Source organism: Nostoc paludosum FACHB-159 (assembly GCF_014698835.1).
In the GTDB taxonomy this organism is placed as follows: domain Bacteria; phylum Cyanobacteriota; class Cyanobacteriia; order Cyanobacteriales; family Nostocaceae; genus Nostoc; species Nostoc paludosum.
This window is the reverse complement of record NZ_JACJTU010000069.1, coordinates 19,840-30,092: the sequence shown is the minus strand read 5'-3', so window position 1 is coordinate 30,092 and position 10,253 is coordinate 19,840. Positions and strand designations below refer to the sequence as shown.

Sequence of the window (10,253 nt, the reverse complement as noted above, 5' to 3'; positions counted from 1 at the left end):
GAATGATTTTTACTTGGGGTCATGCTTTAAGCTGCTGGAATTCTTTTGCAACATACATTTTGGCAGTTTTTGACCCCTCTTCTTTCAATCTTGGTGAGAAATCCGGGGTAAGTTCTGTACCAGTTGTCCATTCAAAAAACTTGAGTATGGTAAAGGAAATAAACCACTACCTCGTGTTGACAGTTAACAGTTAATCCTCAGCCGTCAACAGGATGATTGGCTGTGCAATTTCAAAGCGTAATACCTTATACCATTTTGGATTTTAGATTTTAGGTTAGGAATTGGTTTGGGTGTAAGGGTTGTGGGAATACATCTATCACATTGTTTTTTCAAATTGGTATTATCAGCGAATACGGTTGCATTAGAGGCAAAAAACTTAACCTAAAATTAACCTAAACATAAATATATTACTTTCAATTTCTACCTATATATAGATTGACAAATTGGCTCTAACCATAGATGGACTGACGAATTTAAGTTAGGAAATATTGATTTAGTGATATCACTGAATATATACCGCATCAGACAGATGATATATCTGTATTTATCCGGTAATTATAAATAATGTTAAAAATTATTTGCTACCGTTTTTTCTCTAGTGTCAAATATTTTTGTGTGTAACTAATATAGAACAATCGAAAACTACGAATATTTATCGCTGTTTTTGCAGTTTGGTATCCTATATCACAAATTAGTAATTAAATCAAGATGACCGGATCAAAGGCGTTAGAGGATGTTATAATTACGAAGTATCTAAAAGATACGTTTTTCTAATTAATCTTTAAGCAGCGAAAAAATGTAACCTATATTGCTGCTGGTAAAGACTATGCTTATGCAATTAATTAGACAACATAGATAAAGAATTGAAAATATCGATCGCCAAATTCAAGATGATATATTTTTGTGTAACTTTGTATTAAAAATGAAATGTAAAAAATTGGTAGTATGACAGTTATAAAAGTGGTTTAGCTACTTTAAGGCTCCACATCTTACAGTTTAAAACTAGCTAAAATAGCATCAAAACTCTCTTTTGAGAGTAAACCTACACAACGATCCGAATAACTTCAATATTGTATGAATTCAAATAGTCCGTCTGCCAGTTCTGCCGACACATACTCACACAGGTTGGCAGACATTGTGGGAACCGCGATCGCTCTGTTGACTCTTACCTTACCCGTATTTGTCATCGGGCACTACTCTTCAAATGATGTTCAAAATAACCAGCAACCCGCAATCCAAAACCTGCAAGAAACTAAAGATTAATGATACTCAGTTTGTCCTAGTGTTGTATGGCAGGGAATAGGCAATAGGAAATAGGCAATAGGCAACAGGTAATAGGCTTGAAAGTCTTTTTGTATGAGGCTTTTATCATCAATTGATGCCTTGAACTATGCTTGAACTGCTATGGAGCGCAGATTCATAACTACCCTCTTGGAAAAAGCGTTGCGAGCAAATTTCGCAACGCTTTTTCCATTCTTTGCTTTGGGTAAATCACAGGAGTGGGGAGCAGAGGAGAGATGGGGAAGTGTGGGGAGAAATGAGGGGATGGGGGAGTGTGGGGAGAGAGGGGGGAGAGAGGGGAGAGAGGGGAGAGAGGGGGGAGAGGGGGGAAAGATTTTTTCCCACACCTCCCACACCTCCCACACCTCCCACACCTCCCACCCTTCCTGCTTGCCCCATGCCCAACACCCAATCTCTTGGGAAGAGATCCATATTGCCCTAAAATTCTACACGGGGAGCGAAGCTGAGTGCCCCCATAATCTACCGTTATCAGAGGAGTTTTTTGTGGACTTATCTCGTATTCCTGCCCAACCAAAGCCAGGCCTGATCAACGTTCTGATTGAAATTACAGGTGGCAGTAAAAATAAATACGAATATGACAAGGAACTAGAAGCTTTTGCTCTAGACCGAGTACTTTATTCGTCGGTCAAATATCCCTATGACTACGGCTTTGTACCGAATACCTTGGCTGATGATGGCGATCCCTTAGATGGAATGGTGATTGTTGATGAGCCAACCTTTCCAGGCTGTATTATTGCCGCCCGGCCAATTGGTTTTTTGGAGATGATTGACGGAGGCGATCGCGATGAAAAAATTCTTTGTGTTCCAGACAAAGATCCACGCTACGCTCAAGTAAAATCCCTGAAAGACATAGCACCGCACCGTTTAGATGAAATTGCTGAATTTTTCCGCAGTTACAAAAATTTGGAAAAAAAGGTAACTGAAATTCTCGGTTGGCAAGATGTAGATAAGGTTGCAGCTTTAGTCGAAAAATCCGTCAAAGCTTATAAAGCATAATAGAAGAGTTAAGAGTTAGGAGTTAAGAGTTATGAATTTTTATTCCTCACTCCTGACTCCTAACTTTTAATAACTTTCGCCTGTTACAGCTCCCAAAACTGCCACTAACCCTAAATCAAAATGCAGCGTACTCTCCTTTTGGCAAAAATTCATAACTGCACCCTCACTGGCGCGAATATCAACTATGTAGGTAGTATCAGTATCGATCGCATCCTACTAGAAAAAGCTGGCATTTTACCCTATGAGCAAGTGCAAGTAGTGAATAATGCCAATGGCGAGCGCTTTATTACTTATGCAATTCCGGCTCCAGCCCATTCAGGAATCATTGAGTTAAATGGGGCTGCGGCACGTCTAGGCATTATTGGCGATCGCTTGATTATAATGACTTACGGGCAGTTCACTCCAGAGGAGTTAAAAAGCTACTCACCTACAGTAGTCATTGTGGACGAAAACAACAGACTCTTAGAAGTGCGGCGCTATGATGACCTGCTCAGTAAGGTCTAATTTCAAAAAAAATGTCTAATTTTGAGTTGTCGGGTTCCCAGAGTTATATACCTAAAAAGTCAACTAGCCTGCTCAGTAGTCCAGCAGGTCAGTTTCTAGTGAAATTCTGGGGTGTGAGGGGTTTGATTCCCACTCCCAGCGAAAACACCAGTCGTTATGGTGGTAATACCGCTTGTGTAGAAATGCATGTAGCCGGAAAACGGTTGATTTTTGATGGCGGTACCGGGTTACGCATACTAGGTAAAACTTGGCAAGAAGTACAAGAACCACTAGAAGCCCATTTATTTTTCACTAATTCCCAATCAAACCGTATTCAAGGCTTTCCCTTTTTTGCTCCCGCATTTATTCCCGAAAATTGCTTCCATATTTACGGCACAGCTGCCTCAAATAGTGCCTCAATTAAACAATGTCTGTGCGACCAGATGCTCCAGCCGCACTTTCCATACCCTTTACAGCTAATGCAGTCGGAACTACAGTTTTACAATCTCACTCCAGACAGCGACCTCAAGCTAGATGATGTGATTATTACAACTGCATTAATCAATCAAACTCAGCGGTCAATTGGCTACCGAATTAGTTGGCAGGAATATAGTGTTGCCTACGTCACAGATTTGCACCAAAATGCAGAGCAAGCGGAACTAGAGCGGATTTTACAGTTCGTTCAAGGTGTTGACTTGTTGATTGCCAATGCCACCTACACTCCTCCAACATCTCACGACCATGACTCTGCTGATTTACTTTGGCAAGTTGCAGTCAATGTAGCTGTTAATGCTGGGGTTAGACGATTAGCCATTTCTCATCATCACCCAGATGACCATGATGATTTTCTGGATAAAGTTCAAGCTGATGTCAAATCTGCCTTTTCTGGAGCATTACTAGCTCATGAAGGTTTGGTGTTGACTGTTGGTCATTAGTGATTGGGCATGGAGTATGGGGCATCGGGCATTGGTTTTGAACTCATGACTACTTAATACATCTGATGATTCCATAAAGTCCGCGAGCTTCTACTTGCACACAGTCTGAATTGAAGCCTGCTGTCAGTAAAATATGCCGTAGTTCGTCTACAGAAAAGAAGCGAAAAACAATGCTAGGAAATGGCTTGAGAAAAGTAGTCGCAAACAATTTGCCACCGCTACGCAACACTCGGTAAATGTTGCGAATTCCTTCTTCGGCGTTAGGCCAGCAATGCATTGCGGCTCCAGCATAAATCGCATCTATAGAATCTGATACTAAGGGTAGTGCTTCAACATCGCCACGAATAATTACGATTTTAGACGGTGATATACCATCTAGTTTCATTTGTTGTTGTAACTGTGACAGCATTGTCTCCGAGTAATCTACAGCAATAACCTGCTTACACTTGCCCAGCAGTGCTAACCGTCGGGACATAATGCCTGTGCCACAGCTAATATCTGCTACGATTCCAGGGTTTTCACCAAAAAATTCAGTACATTGGGCGAACTCTACATCAATACCGCCAAGGTTACGTAGCCCTGTTGCCCAGATTGGTGGTAGGACACGTTCATAGAAAAAAGAAATGATAGGAGAACGAAATAGTTCAGTGCGTAAAGGTTTTGTTTGAATGGCATTGCCTTGTATCTGTTTATGTAGCGCCTCAGGAGTTAAATCTATTAACGATGAAGGTGTTTTTTGGAGTTCGTTTCGGAAGTAATTGTGGCACGTATCACACTGCTGTGGGGTTTTGGCTAAAGGTTGATGACAAAGAGGACAAGCGATCGCCTCTTTTAAAATGAACATAATTTGTTTGACTTAAATTTGATAGGATAAACACCCTGTAGGGGCGCACAGCTGTGCGCCCCTACTTTAATTAAAATCGGCTATCTTGCCCTTAAGAAGCGTTTTGTAATTCACCTGTGCGTACTGAAATTTGCTGTGTCTGATTACCCCGTTGCACTTTGACTTGTAAGACTTGACCAAGGCGACTGTCTTCCACAAGATTCTGCAATTGTTCAGCAGTCGTAATTGCTTTACCGTCAACTTGAACAATTATATCCCCGCGCCGGATACCAGCAGATGCGGCTGGAGAATTGGGAACAACTTGCATGACAAAAACACCATTAATTTCTGGTATCTGAATAGGAGAATTGGGATCGGTATTATTTTGCTTGGCAAGTTCGGGTGTCAAAGTTAACATTTGCACACCTAAATAGGGGTGAGCAACTTTGCCATCTCGTTGCAGTGCAGATGCGATCGCTTTGGCTTTATCGATGGGAATGGCAAACCCAATACCCATTGCATCAGGGCGAATGGCTGTGTTGATACCAATTACTTCACCTCGTCCATTTAACAGTGGCCCGCCAGAGTTACCAGGGTTAATGGCGGCGTCTGTTTGAATAAAGTCCAAACGTTTGTCACTAATACCGACTTGGGCGCTGGAACGTTTGAGGGTACTGACAATTCCCAAAGTAACAGTGTTATCAAATCCCAAAGGATTACCAACTGCGATCGCCCAGTCTCCCACTTGTACATTACTGGAAGAACCCAACGGCGCCACTGGTAAATCGTTACCAGCGTTAATCTTGACTACTGCCAAATCTGTGACTTCATCAATCCCTTGAACTTTGCCTTCAAAGGTGCGGCCGTCTTTGAGCCGGACTGTTACCTTATCTGCTTTATCCACGACGTGAGCATTAGTCAAAATTAAGCCACTCTTGTCAATAATGAAACCTGAACCCAAACCCCGTAGCTGTTCAGAAGGCATCTGTTGGGGGAAACCATCACCAAAAAAGCGGCGGAAAAAGGGGTCTTGCAAAAAAGGATCGATGCGGCGAGTAATTGTACGTTCAGTATCAATACGGACGACTGCTGTGCCCACACGATTGACTGCTGCTGTGACAAAGCTACTGCTGCCGATGGCGGAAGTTGCTGGTGATTGTCGTTGGGCAATGATTTCTGAACTATCCACAGCAGGAGCAATGGGCGCAGGTTCGGCTTGGGAGGGCAACACCTGTAATGTGCTGATTGTGAGTACAACTCCTAGCGCGATCGCTAATACATGAGTGCCGAACTGACGCATAGACCTGGGAAATTTGGTAAATCGCATAATCACAACCTAAATTTAGAAGTTTAATTGTTACTTAGTCGTGACAAATCTATTTACGATTATTTTTACAAATTTGACTTGGCTTTTGGTTTTGCTTGCTTACACCGCAATCAAGATTAGAGTATTTTGCAAGCTACTTTAATCAAATTAATAGAAAATTTACCCCAAAAGCTATTATGGGGATTTACACTTTACAAGTTCGGTTTTTACCCAGTCAGGAGGAACTTGTAAATAAAATATCCCATAGCTTTTAGGGCAGGGGAGCAAAAAGTAGTTTTGAAGGAGTGTTAGATAATTTATTTTTTGGAGTTTTCCAAAAATTCAGGAGGCAGAATTTAAGAATCTGCTGTCAATAACAAATAAACTAACTTGGGAATAAAATTTCGTTACGACTGACTGCGCCTAGTTGGGGTAAAGAATTGATGGCTGAGTGGGGAGTCAGAGCGGTAGGAACAGTTGGAGGTACTTGTAATTGTTGAACAACACGTTGCAAGAGTTGGTCTTGTCCAGTACGTAAACCCCAGACATTTGTACCACGGTTGATGATCGCAAACCAAACCAAACCGCGATCGCGGGTGGGCATGACTCCAGCTAAAGCGCTAACATCGCGGAGAGTGCCTGTTTTAATTACAGTAGCAGAGGGTATGTGTCTGGAGTGCAATGTTCCTCGGCGATCGAATCCAGACATGGGGAACAAGTCAGCTAGATTCAACTGATGGGTGCTTGCTTCCCCTTGAATGGCCATAAGCATAGAACAAACAGCTCTAGGGGAAATACGATTTTCTGGCCCCAGTCCAGAACCATTGATTAACTGAATTTCCGATTGCGGCACCCTAGCAAGATAAGCAGCAGTTGATTGTACTACAGCAGCTCCTCCCACTGAGTCTGCCAGCATCTCTGCCATTTCATTGTTGCTATAAACGTTCATTTCCTTAATCAGCTGCTTCAGCGGTAATGAACGATGACGGACTAACAAAGTTTGTTGGGGGTTTGGTTGTGCCTGAAATTTCACAGCGCCCGTAATTAGGACTTTCGGCTTTGGTGTTCCCTTGGGCATGATCGAGTAAATGTAATTAGCAGGGCGACCCCAAGTGGCAGAATTTAGTGTTTGCTTGAGAATTAGACCCGCCAGCATTGGCTGACGTTGGAAATTCATGGCGAAATTGCCAGTAATTACTAAATTTCCCTTTACTTGCTTGATACCCATTTTATTGAGAGTATTACCAAGGGCGATCGCTTCCTCCCAAACAAACATCGGATCGCCGCCACCAGTAATTACCAAATCACCTTGCACAACCCCATTTACCATTGGCCCGGTGACACTAACCAAAGTATCAAATTGGTGGTCTGGCCCCCAAGTTTTCAACGCAACTAATGAAGTCGCAATTTTAGTTAAAGAGGCAGCTGGTAGAGGTGTTGTGCCTTGGTGATTTGCCATCAGCATCGGCCCTGACTGCATCCAAATTCCCTGACTCTCAGCCAGATTTTGCCCTACTACCTTGGTTGTGATTAATTCCTTAAGATATGTCTGTACCGTAGTTGCCCCAGCTGGATTTGGATCGGGGGCAAGAACTAAGCCAGGGCTACTTTGCCAAGCCAATGCATCTAAAGCATCTAGAGGCTTGATGTGTACCCCAGCCATTTCTAGCCAAAGAGACACCAAACCTGAACCCAGTATTTCTAGCATATTTTATTCCTCTATGTCTGTTTAGGATGTTATGTATTATTTACTGTGCTAATATACACGCTTTTTTACGCCGATCGGGATTGAGCCATAATAAACGGTATTGTTCTCATTTGGAAGTAGGTTAAATTACCGTATTTTTGTCACGCCTTTTACCAAAAAAAACGGACTACAAGAGTCACGTCTCTTGAAAGCCAGTATAAAGGAGACAGAGTGAATTGGATTGCCATATTGCATAATTTTTTAGGTTAATTTTGACAATAATTTATTTATAGTTTTTTCTAAGTGCGATCGCCATTAATGAGAACAAGCTGCACTAATTAAAAAGCTGTGGGCATGGTTGGGAATTTCTGGCGATCGTCTGCTCTGCAATTTAACTTTTAACTAAATGTGGAAAAATGCGGATGACTTCACTACACAGTCACCAATTCCATCCTTAACTAACCGATTTAGTAAGCAAATTAAACCCATTTATTCAGCTAACTCTGTACATAATTGAATCGTAAAACTCTGAATTATTACTACTGAACTCTCTTTCGATAAAATTGCTATATTAAAATTAAAATTAATTAAATATCAGAATATTACTTGTAATTTTTTTAATAAATTAAAAGAGATATGGATGTAAGATTATGACCCAAGCCTTGCCTAAATCAGTCACCTTCGATGAATTTGTCGAATGGTACCCCAATGATGGCAAACGTTATGAATTGCACAATGGAGTAATTGTTGAAGTTCCACCACCAACTGGACAACATGAAAAAGTTGTAGGATTTATAGCCCGAAAGCTAACTGTCGAGTTCGATCGCCTGAACCTTCCCTACACTATACCCAAAACAGCATTAGTTAAAACTCCTTCCGCGGAATCAGCTTATTCTCCTGATGTGTTGCTTTTAAATCTTGATAATCTCGACAATGAACCCCTTTTTCAAAAATATTCAACAGTAAGACTTCCAGCATCGGTTCCTTTGGTAGTTGAGGTTGTTTCAACTAACTGGCGAGATGATTATCACGATAAATTTGGGGATTATGAAGAGATGGGAATTCCTGAATATTGGATTGCTGATTATGCTGCACTAGGCGGAAGAAAGTTTATCGGCAATCCCAAACAACCCACTATTTTTGTATGCGAATTAGTTGATGGTGAATATCAAATGAATCCCTTTCAAGGCAACACCGCAATTTCATCACGTACTTTTCCCCAATTAAATTTAACTGCACAGCAGATTTTTGATGCGGCTAACTAATTTATGTTTTAGGCAACTAAGGCAATAGGCAATAGGCAATAGGGGAATCCGCAGAATTAAAATTAGGAGATTTTAAAAAGGGCGCCTTAAAACATATAGGCAAGCAAGCTTGTTTCAAATGTTTAATTTTATCCAAAATTAAAATTTAGTTACTCTTTATCAATTATTAGGGACTTTCTATTGCCTATTACCTACCCTAAAAGCTTGGTCAAAATATTCGGGGTGGAGTGGATTTATCCACTCATAAACCCTACTTCCTTTCTGGATGTGCTACATCTTCTAATGAAGGTGTACCCATCTGATTAATTGCGGCAATCATCTGGTACAAGCGTCCTAAATCGCGTTGATTAAAGTACAAAATCAGTCGGGGTAGTTCAACAGTTTCATCTTGGGCTTCTTGGGGTAAAGCTTGACTTTTTTCAATTCTTCCTTGAATAATAATGTCGTGAAACTCAGCATTGAGTTGCTCGACTTTGGCATCTGATAAATCTGTCTTGAGACGAATGACTAATCGATCGCCTACGTAGCGGCAAGAATGGTAAACCTGGTAAAAACCGGTGATAGCATCGCAAGCCACATCCAGATTGTCTGTTACCGTGTAAAGGCTGGGGTCATCAGGACTGACAAGACCTTTTTGAACTAATTGCTTATCAATATATTCGCTCCAAGAGCGCCAGTAATCACCACCAGGGTGGTCAATTAAAACTAAAGGCACCGGGCCAAATTTACCAGTTTGGCTTAATGTCATACATTCAAAAGCTTCATCTTGGGTGCCAAAGCCCCCTGGAAACAAAGCTACAGCATCACTTTCTTTAAGAAGAAACAGCTTGCGGGTAAAAAAATATTTAAAGTGAATTAGCTTGGGATCGCCATCTATAAAGGGGTTGGCTTCCTGTTCAAAAGGTAACTGAATGTTCAAACCAAAAGAATTTTCTCGCCCAGCACCTTCGTGACCCGCCTGCATAATTCCACCGCCGCCGCCAGTCATCACCATAAATCCCAATTTAGTCACACAGCGAGCAAACTCCAGCGCCATTTGGTATTCTGGTGTGTCTGGTGCCAGACGAGCAGAACCAAAAATCGTGACTTTGCGGACGTGTCGGTAATCATAAAACAGCTGGAAACCGCGCTCCATATCTGCTAGCGCAGCCGACAATATTTTCCAATCAAGACGCTCAATTTCGGTATCAGCAAGGCGAACAATGGTAGCAAGTGCTTGCTGAATAAATTGCCGATTTTTTAATGTCGGTAGACGAACGATTAATTCAGCGATATCCGCCTGTAAAGACTCTAACGTGTCAAATGACGCAGATGAAGTCATGAGAACTTCCGGAACAATGGCACTATATTTTACGTGAACGACTCATACTCTAGCAAGCGGGATATAACCCTGTGATGTGCAGTTAGGGTTCTCAGAACTAGCTTTGAGGTAGTATTTGTCATTACTCAAGCTAAG

At 41.6% G+C, this 10,253-nt stretch carries 11 protein-coding genes; 6 read left to right on the top strand and 5 right to left on the bottom strand.

Annotated features, from left to right (window positions below):
• Together H6H03_RS39965 and H6H03_RS35100 are read left to right on the top strand one after the other, a co-directional pair.
• Positions 1-194: hypothetical protein (locus tag H6H03_RS39965; protein WP_206758000.1), on the top strand; the 194-nt coding region annotated here is incomplete at its 5' end.
• Positions 195-1,074: 880 nt separating this feature from the next.
• On the top strand, positions 1,075-1,263 hold the full coding sequence (locus tag H6H03_RS35100; RefSeq protein WP_190959632.1) for a hypothetical protein: 189 nt from the start codon (positions 1,075-1,077) through the stop codon (positions 1,261-1,263).
• A 228-nt stretch (positions 1,264-1,491) separates the two neighbouring features.
• Here the strand turns inward: H6H03_RS35100 and H6H03_RS35095 are convergent, their stop codons facing one another.
• Positions 1,492-1,680 (bottom strand): hypothetical protein, encoded by a 189-nt coding sequence (locus H6H03_RS35095; RefSeq protein ID WP_190959631.1) that lies wholly within the window; start codon positions 1,678-1,680, stop codon positions 1,492-1,494.
• Positions 1,681-1,785: 105 nt separating this feature from the next.
• On the opposite strand from H6H03_RS35095, the gene H6H03_RS35090 reads away from it, so the two are divergent.
• From H6H03_RS35090 to H6H03_RS35080, 3 genes are all read left to right on the top strand, one after another.
• On the top strand, positions 1,786-2,298 hold the full coding sequence (locus H6H03_RS35090; protein WP_190959630.1) for an inorganic diphosphatase: 513 nt from the start codon (positions 1,786-1,788) through the stop codon (positions 2,296-2,298).
• A 120-nt stretch (positions 2,299-2,418) separates the two neighbouring features.
• Complete coding sequence (gene panD / locus H6H03_RS35085) at positions 2,419-2,802, top strand: aspartate 1-decarboxylase (protein ID WP_190959629.1); 384 nt, start codon at positions 2,419-2,421, stop codon at positions 2,800-2,802.
• A gap of 11 nt (positions 2,803-2,813) precedes the next feature.
• Positions 2,814-3,716: an MBL fold metallo-hydrolase gene (locus H6H03_RS35080; protein ID WP_190959628.1), complete on the top strand. Its 903-nt coding sequence runs from the start codon at positions 2,814-2,816 to the stop codon at positions 3,714-3,716.
• A gap of 49 nt (positions 3,717-3,765) precedes the next feature.
• On the opposite strand, the gene H6H03_RS35075 is transcribed toward H6H03_RS35080, so the two are convergent.
• From H6H03_RS35075 to H6H03_RS35065, 3 genes are all read right to left on the bottom strand, one after another.
• Complete coding sequence (locus H6H03_RS35075; RefSeq protein WP_190959627.1) at positions 3,766-4,560, bottom strand: class I SAM-dependent methyltransferase; 795 nt, start codon at positions 4,558-4,560, stop codon at positions 3,766-3,768.
• Between the two features lie 91 nt (positions 4,561-4,651).
• Entirely contained in the window at positions 4,652-5,866 is a 1,215-nt protein-coding gene (locus tag H6H03_RS35070; RefSeq protein ID WP_190959626.1) for an HhoA/HhoB/HtrA family serine endopeptidase, read from the bottom strand.
• Between the two features lie 364 nt (positions 5,867-6,230).
• Complete coding sequence (locus H6H03_RS35065) at positions 6,231-7,553, bottom strand: D-alanyl-D-alanine carboxypeptidase (RefSeq protein WP_190959625.1); 1,323 nt, start codon at positions 7,551-7,553, stop codon at positions 6,231-6,233.
• Positions 7,554-8,182: 629 nt separating this feature from the next.
• Between H6H03_RS35065 and H6H03_RS35060 the strand changes: the two genes are divergently transcribed.
• On the top strand, positions 8,183-8,797 hold the full coding sequence (locus H6H03_RS35060; RefSeq protein ID WP_190959624.1) for a Uma2 family endonuclease: 615 nt from the start codon (positions 8,183-8,185) through the stop codon (positions 8,795-8,797).
• A gap of 250 nt (positions 8,798-9,047) precedes the next feature.
• Here H6H03_RS35060 and H6H03_RS35055 read toward each other — a convergent pair whose 3' ends face one another.
• A complete protein-coding gene (locus H6H03_RS35055; protein ID WP_190959623.1) occupies positions 9,048-10,118 on the bottom strand; it encodes an LOG family protein in 1,071 nt (356 codons plus the stop codon).
• Between the last annotated feature and the right edge of the window lie 135 nt (positions 10,119-10,253).

Bases quoted from the DNA above. Each gene is read 5' to 3' on its own strand.
- H6H03_RS35100 (WP_190959632.1), top strand. From the start codon at position 1,075: ATGAATTCAAATAGTCCGTCTGCCAGTTCTGCCGACACATACTCACAC.
- H6H03_RS35095 (WP_190959631.1), bottom strand. From the start codon at position 1,680: ATGGGGCAAGCAGGAAGGGTGGGAGGTGTGGGAGGTGTGGGAGGTGTG.
- panD (WP_190959629.1), top strand. From the start codon at position 2,419: ATGCAGCGTACTCTCCTTTTGGCAAAAATTCATAACTGCACCCTCACT.
- H6H03_RS35080 (WP_190959628.1), top strand. From the start codon at position 2,814: ATGTCTAATTTTGAGTTGTCGGGTTCCCAGAGTTATATACCTAAAAAG.
- H6H03_RS35075 (WP_190959627.1), bottom strand. From the start codon at position 4,560: ATGTTCATTTTAAAAGAGGCGATCGCTTGTCCTCTTTGTCATCAACCT.
- H6H03_RS35070 (WP_190959626.1), bottom strand. From the start codon at position 5,866: ATGCGATTTACCAAATTTCCCAGGTCTATGCGTCAGTTCGGCACTCAT.
- H6H03_RS35065 (WP_190959625.1), bottom strand. From the start codon at position 7,553: ATGCTAGAAATACTGGGTTCAGGTTTGGTGTCTCTTTGGCTAGAAATG.
- H6H03_RS35060 (WP_190959624.1), top strand. From the start codon at position 8,183: ATGACCCAAGCCTTGCCTAAATCAGTCACCTTCGATGAATTTGTCGAA.
- H6H03_RS35055 (WP_190959623.1), bottom strand. From the start codon at position 10,118: ATGACTTCATCTGCGTCATTTGACACGTTAGAGTCTTTACAGGCGGAT.